Below are 20,303 nucleotides of genomic sequence, written 5' to 3'. Positions count from 1 at the left end.
GCCCTCCTAATCTAATTTTTCGATAGCTTCAACAACTTGTTTCATTTCTTCATTCACATGCTCTTCTTCGCTGAGTAGCTGTTTTAGCTTTGCAACAAGTCGCTGTCGCTCTTGAAACTTTTGAAGTAATACTAATTTATCTTCATATTCTTCAAGCATCGCTTCAGTCCGTTTAATGTTATCATACACGGCTTGGCGACTTACATCAAATTCTTCCGCAATTTCACCAAGAGATAAATCATCTAGATAATAAAGCGACATATAACTTCTTTGTTTTTGCGTTAACAACGATTGATAAAAATCAAATAAATAGTTCATTCTCGTTGTTTTCTCGAGCATGTTGGATCATCCTTTGTTAAGTGATTTCCCTTTACATGACTTAGTTTACATGGAGTATAAAAGAGTGTCAAGTTTTTTTCTTAACATCACATATTTTTATAAAAAAAGAAGCGGAAATACCGCTTCTTTCACTTACACTTCTTCTGTTTCTACTACGTTCGCAAACAAACCATAAACATATTGTTCTGGATCAAACTGTTGCAGATCATCCATTTGCTCTCCTAGCCCAACAAATTTCACCGGAACATCCATTTCGTTACGAATCGCTAAGACGATACCACCTTTAGCAGTTCCATCTAACTTCGTTAAAACAATACCAGTAACATTCGTTGCTTCACGGAATGTTTTCGCTTGGCTTAAACCATTTTGCCCTGTTGTTGCATCAATAACAAGTAATACTTCATGAGGAGCCCCTGGTACTTCACGCTCAATTACACGCTTCACTTTCTCTAACTCATTCATTAAGTTTACTTTATTTTGTAAGCGTCCCGCTGTATCACATAGCAATACATCCACTTTACGGGCCTTTGCCGCTTGCACAGCATCATACATAACAGCCGCTGGATCAGATCCTGACCCTTGTTTAATTACTTCTACACCAACACGATCGCCCCATACTTCTAATTGCTCAATCGCCCCAGCACGGAATGTATCTCCTGCCGCCAATAGGACAGACTTACCTTCTGATTTAAATTTATGCGCAAGCTTACCAATCGTCGTCGTTTTCCCCACACCATTCACACCAACAAATAAAACTACTGTTAATTGATCCTCTTGTATATTAACTTCATTACTAAAATCGCTGTCACCTTTGTAAATGCCCACTAGCTTTTCAGAAATAACAGCCTGTACTTCTTTCGGATCTTGAATGTTACGACGTTGCACTTCTTCTTTCAACTGATCAATTAATTCCATCACTGTCGAAACTCCGACATCCGCACTAATTAAAATTTCTTCTAATTCTTCAAAGAAATCTTCGTCTATTTTGCGGTAACGGTACACTAAGTCATTTACTTTATCAGCAAATGAATTTCTCGTTTTTTCTAATCCTTGTTTAAACTTCTCTGTTACCGTATCCGTTTGTTTTGAAATTTTTTCTTTTAATTTTTTTAAAAAGCTCATACTTCCCATCCTTCCTATCTACTTGTAACAAGTTCTTCGCCATCATCTAAACGAACAGAAACAAGCTTCGACACCCCTGATTCTTGCATTGTTACACCGTACAATACATCAGACTCTTCCATTGTACCTTTTCGGTGTGTAATTACAATAAACTGCGTTTCATCACTAAATTTCTTTAAATACTGCGCAAAACGAGCAACGTTTGCCTCATCAAGAGCTGCTTCCACTTCATCTAGAACACAGAATGGAACTGGGCGTACTTTTAAAATACCAAATAAGAGCGCAATTGCCGTTAAAGCACGCTCTCCCCCTGAAAGTAAACCTAAATTTTGTAGTTTCTTCCCTGGTGGTTGCGCTACAATATCAATACCCGTATTTAGTAAATCTTCTGGATTTGTCATTACTAAATCCGCTCTTCCACCTCCGAATAATTCAGAGAATACAGATTGAAACTCTGTTCGAATCCCTTCGAATGTAGTAGAAAAGCGTTTTTTCATCTCTTCATCCATTTCCATAATAAGTTGATGCAATGTCGATTTCGCTTCTTCTAGGTCATCTCTTTGCTCTAATAAGAATGTATGGCGCTCTGCTACACGTTCATACTCATCAATTGCCCCTAAATTTACTGCGCCTAACTCTTCAATGGATAGTTTAATTAGTTTCACCTTTTTACGTGCATCTTCTGCAGGCATCATCATTGTATACTTAAGTTTTGCTGCTTCAAATGAAATAGTATATGTTTCACGTAAATGTTGCAATCTATTTTCCAGCTCTACATCAAGTCGGTTAATTTTCACTTCTTGATCTTTCAGCATCTCAAGAATATATTTATGTTTACCTATTGTTTCTTTCACACCGCGCTCTAAATGCTCGACTCTTTCTTGCAATGATACGCGTTGTTCACGACGAGAACGAATTAACTCCGAAGTTTGATTACGATCATACGCTTTCTTCTCAATCATATTCGTAATTTGTTCTTCGCCACTTGAATTAGATGTCATCTCTTGCTTTAAGAACGCTAAATCTTCTTTCGTTTTTACAAGCGTCGCATCAGTCTCTTCTTTTTCCTTCGTCAATCGTTCGACTTTTTCTTTTTGATTAGACAAACGTTGTTGTTGTTCAGCAGCTTGTACTTTTAGCTCCGTCATTTCCTTCTGAACTTTTTCTTTTGAAGAATATTGTTCACTTTTTTGTTTCGTTAAAACGACGATTTTGCTATCTAATTCCCCAATCTCAGCTTGAAGGGTCGCTAAAATCTTTTCTAACTCTTCTTTGCGCCCTTGCATTTTTACTTGATCTTGTAAAAATCCTTCAATCTCTAAATCGTAAATCGATAAACGATCATTAATACGATGTTCATCTAATTCTAAACGATTAATTTCTTCTCTTAGCTTCTGTTCATCTACACGTTCGGTCTCTACACCTTGGCGTAGCTCTCGTATTTGTACTTCTTTTTCTTGAATCTCTTGCTTTACTGCTTTAACAAAGTTTTCTAGCTTCGTTGTTTTTTCTTCCATGTCAGTTAGTTTTTTAGTCCACTCTTCAAGTTCACGTTGACGTCCCAATAAAGAGGATTTCGCCTGTTTTACAGCTCCACCCGTCATAGAACCACCCGGGTTCACTACGTCACCTTCGAGTGTTACAATACGATAGCGGTATTGCAGTTGTTTCGCTAACTCATTTGCTCCGCGTAAATCTTTCGCAACAACAACTGTACCTAATAAACTTGAAACTACATTCTCATATTTATTATTGTACTGCACAAGTTCTGCCGCTACACCGACAAACGATGGATGCTGATTCACAATGCGTAATTGATCAAATGATAGCGATCGGCTTTTAATAACAGCTTGAGGTAAAAACGTTGCACGGCCATGTTTATTTTGCTTTAAAAATGCAATTGCATTACGAGCATGCTCTTCTGTTTGTACTACGATATGTTGCATCGCTGCCCCAAGGGCGATTTCCATTGCGATTTCATATTCTTTCGGCACAGTCAGAAGTTCTGCAACAGCTCCCTCAATACCTTGTAGTCTATTTTCTCTAGCCTTTAATACTTCACGTACCCCTTGATAGAAGCCAGAGTAATCCTCTTGCATCTCTTCTAACATTTCTTTACGAGAGCGCGCCTGTTGCACAAATTGATACGCTTGATACAGTTTCGTTTCATTTTCACTATACTGTGACTTACATTTCCCAAGTGCCGTTTCTGTCTTCTGTATGTTAGAAATAATGCCAGCTATTTTCTCTCTCGCTTGCTCATAACTGTCTACAAGTTTCGCCTTTTTCGCTGTAATTTCCACACGCATCTGTACATACTTTTCATTTTCTTCATCAAGTCGTTCGTTTTTAGAGTTTTGCTGTTTTGATTGTTCTTCAATCATAGATAATTCATTACGAAGACTTGCTTGTTGATTTAAAAGTTCAATATAGTCACCTTTTAAATTCTCAATTTGTTCCTCTAAATTCTCAGCAAAAGTCGCAAGTAATTGCTCGTTATCATGCAATTTCTTCTCCAATTCTTTTACTTGATTCACAAATTGCATTAAAGCTTCTGTACTTGTTTCAATTTCGCCATCATAACTTGTAGTTTTCTCTGTTAACTCAACAATTAGCTTTTCAAGCTGCGCACAATGTGTCGTTGCATTTTGCTTTCTTTCCTTTAACAGCTCGCGTTGCCCTTCTAGTTTTTCTAGTTCTTTACTAGACAGAAGTAGAACTTCTTGTAAGGAATTTACAGATTCATCAACGGCTTGTAATTGCCCGCGTAATTCCTCAAGCTCTTCTTCACTTTTTTGTAAGTTCGCCGACATTTTAGCTTCTTCATCTTTATTATGCCCAAATTGATTTCGAAGCGCTTCCCACTTTTCATGTAATTCTTCAATTTCATGTACAATAAGCGCAGCTTCTACTTTCTCTAATTCTTCTTTTTTCTCAAGATAATCTTTCGCAATAGAAGCTTGTCTTTCTAGTGGTTCTACTTGACTACTTAATTCGTGAATAATATCTTGTACACGATTTAAGTTTTCTTGTGTTTCCGCCAATTTCCCTTCAGCTTTCTTTTTACGAAGTTTATATTTCAGCACACCCGCAGCTTCTTCAAATACACCACGACGTTCTTCTGATTTACTACTCAAAATCTCTTCGACTTTCCCCTGGCTAATAATCGAAAAAGCTTCCCTTCCCATACCAGAGTCCATAAATAAATCAATAATATCTTTTAATCTACAAGATTGTTTATTAATATAAAAATCACTATCACCCGAACGAGATACACGACGCGTTACACACACCTCGTTATACTCAATCGGTAAGCGTTGGTCTTCATTATTTAAAGTTAATGTAACTTCAGCAACATTAACCGCTCTTCTCGTATCACTGCCGGCAAAAATAATATCCTCCATCTTTGCACCGCGTAATGACTTTGCAGATTGTTCACCAAGTACCCAGCGAATTGCATCAGTAATATTACTTTTCCCGCTCCCGTTAGGTCCTACTACAGAAGTTACACCTGGAACAAAATCGACAGATACACGCTCAGCAAAAGACTTAAATCCTGCTATTTCTAATCTTTTTAAAAACACGAAAGGCCTTCCTCCTATTCTCCGTTGTTGTAAACGTTGTCTGTACGAAAACAAACTACTATACGGATTTCCCACTCCTTTTATTTATAAATAAAAGGAAAGTTTCATTCTATGCATAAGGAATCCCCCTCATTCAAAGGGGGATTCCTCATGATTGTTCTTTTAATTTTTTCAATGCTTCTGCAGCAGCTTGTTGCTCTGCCTCTTTTTTTGACTTACCACTTCCAAGACCTAATGCCTCATTATTTAAAGTTACACGGGACACAAATTCTCGGTTATGGGCCGGTCCTTTTTCTTGCAAAATTTGATACTCAACATTGCCACTACCATCACGCTGAATCAATTCTTGCAATTGACTCTTATAATCCATCACATGAGAAAAAGCACCTTCATTAATTTTTGGATATACAACTTCTTTTAAGTAACCCCAAACTGTTTCTAGCCCTTGATCAAGATAAAGGGCACCAATAAACGCTTCAAAGACATCCGCTAATAAAGCTGGTCGTTCACGTCCACCCGTCATTTCCTCACCTTTCCCTAATAAAACAAGGCTACCAAATGACATTTCGTTTGCAAAACGAACAAGAGATGGCTCACATACAATAGCTGCACGTAGTTTTGTTAACTCTCCTTCGCTCATTGTCGGATATTTTTGAAACAGATACTGTGATACAGTGAGTTCCAATACAGCATCGCCAAGAAACTCAAGACGCTCATTGTCCTCATGCGGTTTTTTTCGATGCTCATTCACATACGATGAATGCGTAAACGCTTGAATCAATAATTTTTCATCTGTAAACGTAATACCTATCTCTTCTTGAAATACTTTAAAAGCTTCACGATATTTTGCTTCGTATTTTTTTTCTCTATGTTTTCGGTACGGCATAGGTCCCTCCAGATATAAGCCGAGAAGCCCCGTTAAAAAACGGGACTTCACTTAAGCATTATAGATGACTCTCTATGTAAGTCACAGCATCGCCAACAGTAGCAATCTTTTCAGCATCTTCATCAGAAATTTCCATTTCGAATTCATCTTCTAATTGCATTACAAGTTCTACTACATCTAGGGAGTCTGCGCCTAAATCTTCTTTGAAGCTTGCAGCTGGTACTACTTCAGTTTCTTCTACTCCTAAACGATCAACGACAATTTTGGTTACACGCTCTAAAACATCTGCCATTCTATTCACCTCCCCTCAAATATTATATAAAATATTGTCCAAAAAAACTAGGTGAAATCGATTCTTTTATTACATTACCATACCGCCATCAACATTTAACGTTTGACCTGTAACATATTTACTTTGATCAGAAGCAAAAAACGTTACAGTATTTGCGATATCTTGTGCTTCTCCAAACTGAGCTGCAGGAATTAATTTTAACATTTCGGCTTTTATATTTTCATCTAATACATCCGTCATATCAGTTGCAATAAACCCTGGAGCAATTGCATTTACAGTAATATTTCGGCTCGCTAATTCTTTTGCTGATGTTTTTGTTAATCCAATTACACCAGCTTTAGCAGCAACATAATTTGCTTGTCCTGGGTTTCCTGTTACACCAACAACAGAAGCGATATTAATAATACGTCCATGACGTTGACGCATCATATAGCGCGATACTGCTTTCGTACATAAGAAAACACCTTTTAAGTTTGTATTAATAACTGTATCCCATTCTTCTTCTTTCATACGCATTAATAAATTATCTTTTGTTACACCAGCGTTATTTACAAGAATATCAACTTGTCCAAACGTATCTACAGTTTGTTTCACCATTGCAGTAACATCATCAGCATTTGCAACATCTGCTCTTACTGCAATGGCATCTGAACCTAATTTCTTTATTTCATCAACTACTTCATTCGCCTTTTGCTCATTACCAGCATAATTTACTACAACATTTGCCCCTTGTTTCGCTAAATCAATAGCAATCGCACGACCAATCCCACGTGAAGCACCAGTTACTAATGCTACTTTCCCTTTTAACATCAGCTTTCTCCTCTCAAATTTGAAATGGTATCTTTTAATGTCTCTTCATCATATACCGCATATGCTTTCACTGAAGAATCAATCGACTTCATAAGACCAGCAAGTACTTTTCCAGGTCCGATTTCAATAAATGTATCTACCCCTTGATTCACCATATACTCAATAGATGGGTACCATAATACAGGCGAATAGAGCTGTTCAATTAGCTTTGCTTGAATATCTGTACCACGCGTAATAACATCTGCCGTAACATTTGCAATAACAGGAATATTCGTGTCTTGAATTGTAATTTCATTTAAAACACTTTGGAATTTCTCAGCAGCTGGTTTCATAAGCGAGGAATGAAACGGTCCACTTACTTTGAGCGGAATTGCTCTTTTAGCACCATTTTCTTTCGCTCTTTGAGAAGCAAGCTCTACTCCTTGCTTTGTTCCAGAAATAACAATTTGCTTCGTACTATTCATATTAGCAATTTGTACTGCATATCCTTCACTTGTTACTTCTTCTGTAACTCGTTTCAGCATATCCGGATCCGCACCTAAAATAGCTGCCATTGCACCTTCCCCGCCTGGAACAGCTTCTTCCATATATTCCCCGCGTTTCCTTACAGCATATACAGCGTCTTCGAATGTTAATGCACCAGCAGCTACAAGAGCGCTATATTCACCTAAACTATGTCCTGCGACAAAATCAGGTGTAATATCATACTCCTTCAAAGCTGTTAAAATTGCAAAGCTCGTTGTTAATAGTGCCGGCTGCGCATTTGTTGTTAATGTTAACTTTTCTTGCGGTCCTTCAAAAATCACTTCTGAAAGAGAATCATGCAAAACCTCATCCGCTTTTGCAAACACTTTCGCAACCTCTTTATTATTCTCCGCTAACTGTCTACCCATTCCAACTGCCTGTGAACCTTGGCCCGGAAAAAGAAATGCTATTTTTCCCATTTCAAATCCTCCTCTTATTGAAGCGGCTCCTTCTCCATTACACTTGAAATTGTAGGAATTACTTCTTTCGCTACCATTTCTCTCGTTTGACGAATCGCACTAAATATCGATTGGTCATTAGAAGAACCATGAGCCTTAATGACAGGAGCTTTCAATCCAAACAACGCCGCTCCACCATACTCCGAATAATCCATTTTATCTTTCAATACCATAAGTTTTGGTTTTAATACCGCTGCTGCTAATTTGCTCGTAAACGAACTCATTAATTGTTCTTTTAACATAGAGAATAACGCAAGTGCTGTTCCTTCTAATGATTTTAGCGCTACATTACCCGTAAAACCATCACATACAACAACGTCTGCTACACCTTGCAATAAATCTCTTGATTCAACGTTTCCAACGAAATTAATTGGTGCATCCTTGAGCATAGCAAAGACTTGTTTTGAAAGCTCGTTTCCTTTACCATCCTCTGTTCCAACGTTTAAAAGTCCAACGCGTGGATTTTTAATTCCTCTTACCTTCTCTGCGTAAACAGAGCCCATTACTGCATATTGATATAAATGAATTGGTTTTGCATCAACGTTGGCTCCAACATCTAACATAACAAAGCCTTCTCCATCAACAGTTGGCATTGTAGGTGATAAAGCTGGTCGTTCAATTCCTTCCATACGACCAACAACAAACAATCCAGCTGCCATCAAAGCTCCTGTACTACCTGCTGATATACAAGCATCCGCTACGCCGTCTTTTACTTGCTGCGCCGCTAGTACCATTGAAGCTTGTTTTTTCCGACGAACCGCTCTTACTGGTTCGTCTGTCGATTCAATTTTTTCGTCCGTATGAAGTATAGTAATTCGCTCTTCACTCGTTAAATATTGACGAATTCCCTCTTCTTTCCCTACTAACGTAATATGTAAATCTGAGTATTCCTTAATAGCTTTCATTGCTCCTAATACTACAGCCTTTGGTGCATGATCGCCGCCCATTGCATCTATTGCGATTTTCATAAGTTGTTACCTTCCTCACTATAATTACTAGATCGATACATTTCAAAAGTGCCTGTAAAGACAAGTTCTTCTCCAACAAAACTACGCACTTTGACAACCGTCCGTCCTTTATCATTCTCCACATCTTCAACACGTACTTTTGCAACAACACGCTCTCCTAATTTTACAGGACGAATATATCGAATGGTGGACTTTGCAGTTAAAGCTAATTCTTCATCAATAACCGCAACAGCTAGTGAGTTTGCTTGTGCAAACAAATGATGCCCACGAGCAATTTGATTTCTTTTAAATACATGTTCTACCTTTACTTCAAAGATAGAAATCGCATGTCTATCTAATTCTATATCAATAATTTCTCCGACAACCTCTTCTAACGGTAAAGATTTCACGTCTTCTTCATGTTGTTTTGTAGCCACATGCTTAATTCGTTCTCTTAATTCAGGAATAGATAATTCCATACGATCAAGACGAACAGTTTGTATGCTCACTTGAAATTTTTCCGCTAAATCTTCATCCGTTATAAAAGGATTCGTTTCTATTGTTTGTTGTAATAATTCTTGTCTTTCTTTTTTACTTCTTCTTTTTTTCATACCGCACCATCCATTTTTATGACTAGGTACTAAAAGTAGTATATAATCATTAAAAGTAGAATGCAACAAAAACTTTTGCAGACTACTTTTAATCGAGCTTCTCTCCCTGGAACACACCTGTCCCATCAAGATAAGTACGCAACGAAGCATACTGATCATTATGCCAAAACGCTTCTGAATCAACTAGTATCGCTGCATCTTGTCTTGCTGTTTCTAACGCCCGATAATCATGTACCATATCAGCAACCTTAAATTCTGGTAGACCACTTTGCTTACTTCCAAAGAAATCCCCAGGACCTCGTAACTCTAAATCTTTTTCTGACAATACAAATCCATCATTTGTTTCAGTCATAATGCGCATTCTTTCTTTTCCCGTTTCTGATTTCGGGTCCGCAATTAATAAACAATATGATTGTTCACTACCACGCCCAACACGCCCCCTCAGCTGATGGAGCTGTGATAAACCGAAACGTTCCGCGTCATAAATAACCATAACAGTCGCATTTGGTACATTCACGCCTACTTCAACAACTGTTGTCGACACAAGAATTTGCACTTTATTTTCACTAAACTGTCCCATTATCTCTTCTTTTTCTTGAGATGATAGTCTCCCATGCATTAATCCAACTTGGCATTTCCCTTGATAATGATGAGTCAGCATACTATGTAAGTCGATAGCATTTTGTACATCAAGCTTCTCAGACTCTTCAATAAGAGGGCAAATAACATATGCCTGTCTTCCTTTTTTTATCTCTTTCTCCACAAAGCCAAGGACACGATCTAACATATCATGTTTTGCCCAGTACGTTTCGATTACCTTTCTACCAGCTGGCATTTCGTCGATAATAGAAACGTCCATCTCTCCAAATGCAGTGATAGCTAACGTACGCGGGATTGGGGTCGCCGTCATAAACAATACATCTGGGCTTTCACCTTTCTCACGTAAAACCCGGCGCTGCGCCACACCAAATCGATGCTGTTCATCGGTAATAACGAGACCTAACCTATGAAATATAACTTCGTCTTGAATTAAAGCGTGCGTTCCAACAAGGATGTCTACTTCTCCCTGTTCTAAGCTCGACAAAATTTCTCGACGTCTCGCACCTTTAACAGAACTTGTTAGCAATTCAACCTTCATACCGAAATGTGAAAACGTCTCCGCGAGCGACTGATAATGTTGCTCGGCTAAAATTTCTGTAGGAACCATCAAAGCACCTTGATAATGAGCCAATTTCGCCGCATAAAGAGCAATCGCAGCAACAACTGTTTTCCCAGAACCTACATCCCCTTGCAATAATCGATTCATTCGGTACGGAGATATCATATCTTTCATTATTTCATCTACAACCCGGCGTTGTGCACCAGTTAATGGAAACGGAAGCGCATCAGTAAATTCTTGCAATTCTACTAATGAAATTTCCTTTTTCGTCCCTTTCGAGTTTTCCCTTTCCATTTTCCGTAATGTTTGCATTTTCAACTGAAACAAGAAAAACTCCTCATATACAAAACGGCGACGCGCTTGCTTTAAGTCTTCCTGTCCCACTGGAAAATGTAACCCTCTGAGCGCTTCATAGCGTGATAATAATTTATATCGACTTAACAAACCATCTGGTAACACTTCGACTATAGAATCTCCATACTCCTTAAATGCTTGTGCAACAAACCGGCGCATCTGTTTTACTGTCAGTTTTCCTTTCACTGAATATACAGGTTCTACTTCTTGTTGTCGTACAACTGGTCCAAAATTCAGTTCTGATACAGCAATTGTTTGGCGATGCTGATCCCATTTACCAGTAATCGTTACCGTTTCATCTAAATTTAACTTTTGTTTATAGTATGGTCTATTAAAACATACAGCTGTAATTAAATAACGACCGACGAGAACACGAACTGTAAGACGTGACTTCTTCTTCCCATAATATTGCAGTAAAGGAGCACTATGAACTTTCCCCTCAACCGTTACACGCTCGTCATGCTTTACTTCAGCAAGATCTTTCATCGCATAGTCTTCATAGCGGTACGGAAAATGTTCTAATAGATGAGAAACTGTATAAATTCCCATCTCGTGTAACAACTCAGATGTTTCTCCTCCGATTCCCTTTACATCCGTAACAGGAACTTGTACAACTTCATTCAAGATTCTCACGCTCCGTCACATTATTTTCTTTGATTCATTCTATTGATTATCCATTATTATCATTGACATCTGTAATCGCTCTCTTTCACCTTATATATTCTATCATAGGCATTCTAAGAGAAACTACTCTAATCCCTCTATATAAAGTGAAACTATAATCAGTGGGCGCTTACGGGCAGTTAATCTCCCACTTAACTTCTTTGCTCCAGCCGAATATAGGGGAGTGGAAGTTTTACTGCCCACAAATAGCGGGATAAAACAAAGTTGTACAATACGTAAGAAAAGAGCCTCACTATTAGCAGCAAGGCTCTTTTCTATCGTCAATATGCTAGCCTTTTGAATAAAAACTAGTAATAAACTTCATATCACTATTTCTTATCCATTAGCAAGTAAGTAACCCATTTATTTTCAAATCGAATCTTTTCTTATTCTACAGAGAAGATGAAAGAATACACCGGTTGGTTCCCTGCATGTACTTCTACTTCTGCATCTTCAAAGTTCTCTTCTACAAACGCAACTAATTTAGCCACTTCTTCATCTGTTGCATCTTCACCTTGTAGAATCGTTACGATTTCAGAATCCTCATCAATTAGCGCTTCTAGTAATTGCTTTGCAGCTCCTACTTTCTCAGCATTTGTAGATACAATTTTCCCATCTGCAATACACATGAAATCATCTTTTTGAATCGCTACACCGTCAATTTCCGTATCACGAACAGCATACGTAATCTGACCTGTTTTCACATGAGCTAAAGCTTCTTTCATGTTTTCTTCATTCTCTTCTAGCGTTCCAACTGGATTAAATGCTAACATTGCAGCCATACCTTGAGGAACTGTTTTTGAACGAATAACAATAACTTCTTGTTCTACAACTGACGCTGCTTGTTCTGCTGCCATCACGATATTCCCGTTATTTGGTAAGATGATGATTTTTTCAGCATTCGCCTCTTCAATCGCCTTCACAATATCCTCCGTACTCGGATTCATCGTTTGGCCACCTTCGATAACTTTCGTTGCACCAATGCTCTCAAATAGAGTTTTAATACCCGATCCCATAGCTACAGTTACAATACCATACGGTTGTTTCTCTATTGGCTGATTCGTTTGTTCAGGTACCATGCTAGGTTCATCTAATAAAGCAGTATGCTGTTCACGCATATTTTCTACTTTGATCTTAATTAGACTACCGTAACGTTGTCCATAGTTCATAGGATCTCCAGGATGTTCCGCATGAATATGAACCTTTACAACCTCATCATCCGATACAACAAGTAGTGAATCTCCGTACACACTAATATCTTCACGGAATTTTTGTTCAGAGAAATTATGTTCCTTCATTTTTCCAGGCTCTAATTTCACCATGAACTCCGTACAATATCCATACTTAATATCTTCTGTACTCAATTGGCTTTGTACACTACGGTGATGTTCTGCACGTACCATGTCATTCATAGATGGTTGGGCAGGCATATCAGAAGAAATCGTTTCTCCTTTTAAGTCAGCTAAAAATCCTTCATATACAACAACAAGACCTTTACCACCGCTATCTACAACGCCAACTTGTTTTAATACAGGTAATAAATCTGGCGTACGATTTAACGATGCGTTTGCTTCTTTTACAACGTCTTCCATAAACAAAACAAAGTCGCGCTGTTTTTTCGCAACTGTCACTGCATATTTACCCGTTTCTCTTGCAACCGTTAAAATCGTTCCTTCAATTGGTTTCATAACCGCTTTGTAAGCTGCCTCTACTCCAGCTTCTAAAGCTGCAGCAAAATCAACTGTCGTTAATTCTTCTTTTTGTTCAATGGATTTAGAGAAACCACGGAATAACTGAGATAAAATAACCCCAGAGTTACCACGAGCTCCCATTAATAATCCTTTGGCTAAACTTACACCGACTTTACCAGCATGCTGCGAAGGATTTGCTTTCACTTCACGTGCGCCTGAAGTCATTGATAAGTTCATGTTTGTACCGGTATCGCCATCTGGAACTGGGAATACGTTTAATGCATCAACAAGCTGAACATTATTTGTTAAATTATTGGCTCCTTGAATGATCATTTGTGATAAACGTTTTCCATCAATTTTTTGAATTGACACAGATTTTCCTCCTTAATGCACATTACAAGTTTATTACTTTAACTCCTTGTACGTAGATGTTTACAGAATCTACTGCTAGTCCTACAGTTTGATCTAATGTATATTTCACTTTAGTCTGCACGTTATGTGCTACTTCTGAAATTTTCGTACCATAGCTCACAATAATATACATATCAATATGTACTTCATCTTCATTTTTACGAACAATAACGCCTCTAGTGAAGTTTTCTTTTCGTAAAATTTCTGTTAATCCATCTTTTAACTGATTTTTTGATGCCATACCTACGATACCGTAGCAATCTACTGCGGCACCTCCAGCAATTGTTGCAATTACATCTGTACTAATATCAATTTGACCGTACTTCGTTTTAATTTCAATTGACATCTCGTTTCCCCCTTCATAAATGGTGAAAGTGAGCTAGACTACTTTAGTTACTATCATATAATCTTTTTAAAGAAAATTCCATCGTTCTTTCTTTTTCACTCTCATATTTTATGTTTTAAATTACATTTTTTTATGATGAGCAAAATAGTCCATTGTTATTATACAACATGTACCACTATAATATGTCAAGCAATTTTTCTTGATTTCACCTTTTCTTCATTGACATATAGTGTCAAGTATTTTTTCTTGATTTCTTTTTCCTACGGTGTTGCATTCTCTTTTTAGTTGTGTTAAATTATAGTAGTGTTTTTAGCATCGCATAAAAGACTAATATTGAAAAATTACGTATGTTACGGTAGTTAAGGGAGGGAAATATAAATGGCTCGTGTTTGTGCTATCACTGGAAGAAAAGCTCGTTCTGGTAACTCTCGTTCTCACGCAATGAACGCTACAAAACGTAAATGGGGCGCTAACCTTCAAAAAGTTCGCGTACGCATCGACGGAAAAGTTCAACGTGTTTACGTTTCTGCTAGAGCATTAAAATCTGGCAAAATCGAACGTGTTTAATAATAAAAAAAAGAGCCGCTAGGCTCTTTTTTTATTATACCATTGGAAAAAGCACCGGTAATAGGTGCTTTTTTTAGTCTTTTTTGAAGGTATTTAACATCGCACGAACAATTCCACCAAGAAATTTAGGTAACTTAATTGTATAAAATCTCATGGTTTCCCTCCTAATCCCCATTACTCCACTTGTTCACTATATGATGCAAGGAGCAAAATTGTTTCTTCAATCAGTGCTTCTTATCATCATTAATATGCCAGAAGTGAATGAAAAAGTACCTTTTTCCTCAACGAGTTCATTACTAATACAAAGTGTCGATCCCCACTCTATTGTTTTATTAGTAAGGGGATACTTAAAACCGTGAAGTGTAATACCTTCTACCCTTTCAGTAACTGGTACAAATGATACGTATGGAAAATGTTCGTTTCCTTCAATTATATACATACCAAACTTTTTCACCATTATTTCATTTTTATTGTCCACAATACACATTTCTATATTTACTTCTAATCCCTTTAAAAGCATCTGAATATTTGCTAAACCATGATCAAGTCTTCCACCAGTAGCACCAAAAATACGAATTAATTTTGGCTTCTGTTCTAAAGCCCAGCTAATTGCAATTTCTAAATCTGTTTGATCTTTTTCTCGCGGGACGATATGTAATTCATTTGTTTGTTGCCTCATCCATGCTAATTCCTCATCAGTAACTGAATCATAATCCCCAAACGCAACAGCCGGAGTGATTCCTCTTTTCAACAAACGGTACACTCCTCTATCAACGGCCGCCCAAACTACTTCTTCATTTTCATACCGCGAAAAATCTGCGCAGTATTCTGCAGGTCCTCCCGCTAAAATATGAATAATCATTTTTCCTTCCCCTTCTATTGTAAAAAGGCAATCTGCCATTCGGTAGATTGCCTTTCTCCTTATTTGCCACTCTAACATGTATAAATAGTGAAGTCTTAATGAACTAGAAGCTTCACTAGGATAAAGGTTCGTTCATTCTTTATCCGCGAATTACACGAATTGCTTCACCGCGGTCTTTTTGATTGTATACTGCTGATCCCGCTACAAGAACATTCGCTCCTGCTTCAATACAAAGTCTTGCCGTTTCAGCGTTGACACCACCATCAACTTCAATTTCCACTTCTAGATTTCGCTCTTTAACCATTTCTGCAACTTGTTTGATTTTCGGTAATACAGAATGAATAAACTTCTGCCCGCCAAATCCAGGATTTACTGTCATAAGTAATACCATGTCTATATCTTCTAATACATGCTCAATCGTTGAAACTGGAGTATGCGGATTTAATACAACCCCTGCTTTAATGTCATGAGATTTAATTAACTGAATTGTACGATGTAAATGAGGACACGCTTCTACATGAACAGTAATAATATCCGCTCCCGCTTTTGCGAAAGTTGGGATATAGTTATCAGGATTTTCAATCATTAAATGTACATCTAACGGTAATGATGTAATCGGACGGATTGCTTCTACAATTAATGGTCCAATCGTAATATTTGGTACGAAATGCCCATCCATTACATCGACGTGAATGTAGTCAGCTCCGCCTTTTTCTACATCTTTAATCTCTTCCCCTAATCTTGAAAAATCTGCTGATAAAATCGATGGTGCAATTTTAATCATGACTAATACCTCGGCTTTCTCTCTCTAATTTCTTCTACGAATTGTTTGTAATTCTTATAACGATATTCGGTAATCTTTCCTTCTTCAACCGCAGCTTTCACCGCACATTTCGGTTCAGCAAGGTGTGTACACCCTCTAAATTTACAGTATTGGCTCGCTTCTTTCAACTCTGGAAAACAATATGTAAGATCTTCTACCTCTATATCTATGAAATCAAGCGAACTAAAACCAGGTGTATCCGCAACAAGTCCGCTTCCAACTGTAATTAATTCTACGTGTCTTGTCGTATGCTTTCCACGTCCTAAATGTGAAGAAATATCATTAGTTTTCAATTCTAAATCTGGACGTAATACGTTTAGCATTGAAGATTTCCCAACACCAGATTGGCCTGCAACGACGGAAATACAACCTTCTAAGAATGGTTTCAGAATATCAATACTTTCCGATGTATTTATAGAAGTAAACAACACATCATAACCCATTTCACGATAATCATTTGCATAAGATTCAACAGTTTCTCTCATTTTTTCATCTACTAAATCCATCTTACTAATACAAATAATTGGTTTAATGTTATGATATTCAATTAATACTAAAAATCGATCTAACAGTCCTGGATTAAAATCTGGTTCTACCGCAGAGAAAACAAGAATAGCTTGATCAACATTAGCAATAGGAGGTCTAACAAGTTCATTTTTCCGATCAAATACTTCTAACACATAACCTTCATTCGGATTATCCGCTTGAAAAACAACTTGGTCTCCTACAAGTGGCGTAATTTTATTCTTTCTAAATACACCACGCCCACGACATTGTGTAATCCCTTCCTCATTCTGCACATAATAAAACCCACTTAGAGCTTTTACAATTTTTCCTTCTGGCATATAATTCTCCTTTATTTTGTATAAAATGAAACTGCAATTAAATATGAATAGACTAGCGTTCTTTAAACAATTAGTTCAAAGCCCACCAAATATATATCCAGGTTCATATATTTAATCTACCATCAAATTTGAAATATTATTTACAACAGTATCACTTTTACAGCTTTTTGAATCATATATTTTTGCCTGTTATACAGTCCACGATGTAGACAGCATAACAGGCAAGAGTAATAAATTCCATCTTCTATATAAGGACGATGGAATTCACTATTATTGAGCTGGATATGGTACTTCCTTGTCCATAATCGTTACTCCATCTCGGACAATTTTATAGTGTCCCTTTGCACCTTCTTGAATTACAAATTCTAAAGAAATAATCGCTGACTCAGTAATTGTTCTCGTTTCAACTGGTTTATCCATTTTTTGCTGCATATCTTCTTTATAAATTTCTATTGTTTGCGGCTTTTTCTCACCTGTTGCAGAAGCTTCATATGGGATAGAAATGTTATCCACTTTTACCGTTTTCGTCACTTTAGGCTTCGGACCATCGGAGATAACAATCGATACTTTATCTCCTTCTTTTAAAGGTGTCCCAGGCTTTGGTAACTGTGAAATAACAAGACCTTTATCAACCTTATCTGAATACTCTCTTTGTATATCAGAAACAAGCTTTCTTTCATTTAAATAACCTTTTACACTATTTTCAGTCCATCCTGAAAAATCACCTGGTCTTATTTGATAAGGTCCTTTACTTACCCAAATTTTCAGCTCTTGTTCTGTCTCTATAACCATTTGATCAGGCGTTGGTATTTGCTCTACAATTTCACCTTTCGGCTTATCATTTTCAATATAATTTATTGTAACTTGTTTATATTCTTCTTCTAACTCAGCTCTTATACTCTCGAAATCTTTTCCTGTCAAATCACGCATCTTACTTTTCTTTTTCCCACCTGATTGATAGATAGTAATTTTAGAGTTTTCTTTCACTACTCTTCCTGCTATAGGATCTGTTTTTATCACGTTTCCGGCTTCAACATCATCTGTATATACAAGATTAGGTTCAGTAACTTCAAAACCTTTTTCAACTAACGTATTTACAGCTGTCGTATATTTCATACCAGCCACATCAGGAACCTTCACATCTTTCGGAATAAAGAAGCCTGGAATAACAGTAAGTGCTAATGTTATCCCTATCGCTAAAAGTAAAAATGTTGTAATTAAAACTTTCAGCCATTTATTATTTCGCTTTTTCTTCTTACCTGATTTGGTCTCTTCTTTTCTTACTTGTTCATCCACTTTACTTCCTTTTAATACAATCGTTTCATCACTTACATTTTGAAATAGTTGTTCTTGTTGAATAATTGGAATCGCTTTCGTTGCTTCCATATCTTCTGGTATGTAAAATGGTTGTTCATTTATTCGTTCTGGGTATAGTGCTGTTTCAATATCTCGTTTCATCGCGTTAGCAGATTGATATCGATGGAACGGATCTTTCGCAGTTGCCTTTAATATAATATTTTCAACACTTTGTGGAATATTTTCATTCCATCTTTTTGGAGATGGCATTTCATTTTGTAAATGTTTTAACGCAATTGCAACAGCAGATTCACCAGAAAACGGTTGTCTTCCTGTTAACAATTCAAACATAACAATCCCAAGTGAATAAATATCTGATTGTTTATTCGCTATACCGCCGCGCGCTTGTTCTGGTGATAAATAATGCACCGAACCGAGCACCGAATTTGTATGTGTAATCGTTGCTGCACTTGTAGCTGTCGCAATTCCAAAGTCTGTTACTTTGACCACTCCGTCATCTCGAATCAAAATATTGTGCGGTTTAATATCACGATGTACAATCTCAAAATGATGGGCGTGTGCCATAGCGGACGTTAACTGCTCCATTATATCAAGAGCCTCTCCTATCGGTAACATCCCTCGATCAATTATGTATTGCTTCAATGTTCGTCCAGGTACATATTCCATTACAAGATAATATATATCATCCTCTTCCCCAACATCATACATATTCACAATATTTGGATGCGACAACGTTGTAACAGATTGCGCTTCTCGATGGAAACGTTTAATAAACTCTTCATTATTTGAATAGTCGAGTCTTAATATTTTTACCGCTACATCTCGGCCGAGTATATCATCATGAGCTAAATATACATTGGCCATTCCTCCACCGCCAATCATTTTCAGCAGCTTATAACGGTCATTTAAGCGTTTTCCAATCAGCACGTTGCACTTCACCTACTTTCGTTTGTCGAATCCGTATAATCAATAATAACGAGGGTAATATTATCTTCTCCACCACGATCATTTGCTAATTGAATGAGATGCTCTCCCTTCGCCTCGAGCTGTTCATTCAATTGTAAAATTTGTTGCATATCAGCAATAGAAACTTTGTTAGACAATCCATCCGAGCAAAGAAGTAATTGATCATCTTCTTCAAGTACCAATGTTTTAACATCTAATCCAACTGTTTCTTCATTTCCTAATGCTCTTAACAAAACATTCTTTTTCGGGTGATATTCTGCATCTTCCTTTGAAATTTCGCCATGTCTTACAAGTTCATTTACAAGCGAATGATCTTCCGTTACAAGCATCATTTTCCCCTCTGATACCATATAACAACGACTATCTCCTATATGACCTATCGTCACAAAATTCGATGTACAAATGGCTATTATAAGTGTTGTTCCCATGCCATTACATTCTGCATGCTGCTGAGAGTAAGCATATATGCGCTCATTAATAATTCCAACGTTAGTATGTAACCACTTTTCTACCTTTTTAGGCTCATTCATATTATGCGTTTGCTTCCAATAATCATGGAATAATTGAATAGCCATCGAGCTAGCTACATCGCCAGCTCGATGACCTCCCATTCCATCTGCTACTACCGCTAAAATATTTCCATCTAAATTGCGAAAAACTCCTGCACTATCTTCATTATGTTGACGAACTTTTCCTTTATCCGATAGAAACACGGCTTTCATCTA

At 37.3% G+C, this 20,303-nt stretch carries 19 protein-coding genes; 1 reads left to right on the top strand and 18 read right to left on the bottom strand.

Translation table 11 applies throughout. From position 1 onward, the window contains the following. Window positions 1-6: 6 nt before the first annotated feature. From MHH66_RS07600 to MHH66_RS07545, 12 genes are all read right to left on the bottom strand, one after another. Complete coding sequence (locus tag MHH66_RS07600; RefSeq protein ID WP_002033794.1) at window positions 7-339, bottom strand: putative DNA-binding protein; 333 nt, start codon at window positions 337-339, stop codon at window positions 7-9. Between the two features lie 132 nt (window positions 340-471). Next, a complete protein-coding gene (ftsY, locus tag MHH66_RS07595) occupies window positions 472-1,461 on the bottom strand; it encodes a signal recognition particle-docking protein FtsY (protein WP_002088200.1) in 990 nt (329 codons plus the stop codon). A 14-nt stretch (window positions 1,462-1,475) separates the two neighbouring features. Further along, a complete protein-coding gene (gene smc, locus MHH66_RS07590; protein WP_063219175.1) occupies window positions 1,476-5,045 on the bottom strand; it encodes a chromosome segregation protein SMC in 3,570 nt (1,189 codons plus the stop codon). Window positions 5,046-5,193: 148 nt separating this feature from the next. Next, complete coding sequence (rncS, locus tag MHH66_RS07585; protein WP_002033792.1) at window positions 5,194-5,931, bottom strand: ribonuclease III; 738 nt, start codon at window positions 5,929-5,931, stop codon at window positions 5,194-5,196. Window positions 5,932-5,989: 58 nt separating this feature from the next. Then, window positions 5,990-6,223, bottom strand: a complete 234-nt coding sequence (gene acpP / locus MHH66_RS07580) for an acyl carrier protein (RefSeq protein WP_002014515.1) — start codon at window positions 6,221-6,223, stop codon at window positions 5,990-5,992. Between the two features lie 69 nt (window positions 6,224-6,292). Continuing rightward, the gene (gene fabG / locus MHH66_RS07575; RefSeq protein ID WP_002014514.1) at window positions 6,293-7,033 is read right to left on the bottom strand and encodes a 3-oxoacyl-[acyl-carrier-protein] reductase; all 741 of its coding nucleotides are present in this window, start codon (window positions 7,031-7,033) and stop codon (window positions 6,293-6,295) included. Continuing rightward, on the bottom strand, window positions 7,033-7,977 hold the full coding sequence (fabD, locus tag MHH66_RS07570; protein ID WP_002128825.1) for an ACP S-malonyltransferase: 945 nt from the start codon (window positions 7,975-7,977) through the stop codon (window positions 7,033-7,035). The genes fabG and fabD overlap by 1 nt, the downstream gene beginning before the upstream one ends. Before the next feature lie 14 nt (window positions 7,978-7,991). Beyond that, window positions 7,992-8,984 carry a phosphate acyltransferase PlsX gene (plsX, locus tag MHH66_RS07565; RefSeq protein WP_002128828.1) on the bottom strand — a complete coding sequence of 331 codons (993 nt, stop codon included), beginning with the start codon at window positions 8,982-8,984 and terminating at the stop codon, window positions 7,992-7,994. Next, window positions 8,981-9,574 carry a transcription factor FapR gene (gene fapR / locus MHH66_RS07560; protein ID WP_000747354.1) on the bottom strand — a complete coding sequence of 198 codons (594 nt, stop codon included), beginning with the start codon at window positions 9,572-9,574 and terminating at the stop codon, window positions 8,981-8,983. Before fapR ends, plsX begins: the two co-directional genes overlap by 4 nt. 88 nt (window positions 9,575-9,662) lie before the next feature. Beyond that, a complete protein-coding gene (gene recG, locus MHH66_RS07555) occupies window positions 9,663-11,711 on the bottom strand; it encodes an ATP-dependent DNA helicase RecG (RefSeq protein ID WP_063219174.1) in 2,049 nt (682 codons plus the stop codon). A gap of 425 nt (window positions 11,712-12,136) precedes the next feature. Beyond that, a complete protein-coding gene (locus MHH66_RS07550; protein ID WP_002014508.1) occupies window positions 12,137-13,813 on the bottom strand; it encodes a DAK2 domain-containing protein in 1,677 nt (558 codons plus the stop codon). A gap of 22 nt (window positions 13,814-13,835) precedes the next feature. Then, the gene (locus MHH66_RS07545) at window positions 13,836-14,198 is read right to left on the bottom strand and encodes an Asp23/Gls24 family envelope stress response protein (RefSeq protein WP_002014507.1); all 363 of its coding nucleotides are present in this window, start codon (window positions 14,196-14,198) and stop codon (window positions 13,836-13,838) included. A gap of 378 nt (window positions 14,199-14,576) precedes the next feature. On the opposite strand from MHH66_RS07545, the gene rpmB reads away from it, so the two are divergent. Beyond that, window positions 14,577-14,765 (top strand): 50S ribosomal protein L28, encoded by a 189-nt coding sequence (rpmB, locus tag MHH66_RS07540; RefSeq protein WP_000124776.1) that lies wholly within the window; start codon window positions 14,577-14,579, stop codon window positions 14,763-14,765. Between the two features lie 73 nt (window positions 14,766-14,838). Here the strand turns inward: rpmB and spoVM are convergent, their stop codons facing one another. From spoVM to MHH66_RS07510, 6 genes are all read right to left on the bottom strand, one after another. Beyond that, entirely contained in the window at window positions 14,839-14,919 is an 81-nt protein-coding gene (gene spoVM / locus MHH66_RS07535) for a stage V sporulation protein SpoVM (protein WP_001213599.1), read from the bottom strand. Window positions 14,920-14,985: 66 nt separating this feature from the next. Continuing rightward, window positions 14,986-15,666: a thiamine diphosphokinase gene (locus MHH66_RS07530; protein WP_002014506.1), complete on the bottom strand. Its 681-nt coding sequence runs from the start codon at window positions 15,664-15,666 to the stop codon at window positions 14,986-14,988. 100 nt (window positions 15,667-15,766) lie between these two features. Then, window positions 15,767-16,411 (bottom strand): ribulose-phosphate 3-epimerase, encoded by a 645-nt coding sequence (gene rpe, locus MHH66_RS07525; RefSeq protein WP_002014505.1) that lies wholly within the window; start codon window positions 16,409-16,411, stop codon window positions 15,767-15,769. Window positions 16,412-16,413: 2 nt separating this feature from the next. Continuing rightward, window positions 16,414-17,295 carry a ribosome small subunit-dependent GTPase A gene (gene rsgA / locus MHH66_RS07520; RefSeq protein ID WP_002014503.1) on the bottom strand — a complete coding sequence of 294 codons (882 nt, stop codon included), beginning with the start codon at window positions 17,293-17,295 and terminating at the stop codon, window positions 16,414-16,416. 270 nt (window positions 17,296-17,565) lie between these two features. Beyond that, a complete protein-coding gene (gene pknB / locus MHH66_RS07515; protein WP_078184343.1) occupies window positions 17,566-19,539 on the bottom strand; it encodes a Stk1 family PASTA domain-containing Ser/Thr kinase in 1,974 nt (657 codons plus the stop codon). A gap of 8 nt (window positions 19,540-19,547) precedes the next feature. Further along, entirely contained in the window at window positions 19,548-20,300 is a 753-nt protein-coding gene (locus tag MHH66_RS07510) for a Stp1/IreP family PP2C-type Ser/Thr phosphatase (protein ID WP_078184344.1), read from the bottom strand. Window positions 20,301-20,303 lie beyond the last annotated feature (3 nt).

The sequence above is a fragment of the Bacillus sp. FSL H8-0492 genome, from assembly GCF_038006145.1.
Taxonomy (GTDB): Bacteria; Bacillota; Bacilli; order Bacillales; family Bacillaceae_G; genus Bacillus_A; species Bacillus_A mycoides.
Note: the sequence above shows the minus strand (reverse complement) of the source record. Positions and strands in the feature narration are given on the sequence as shown.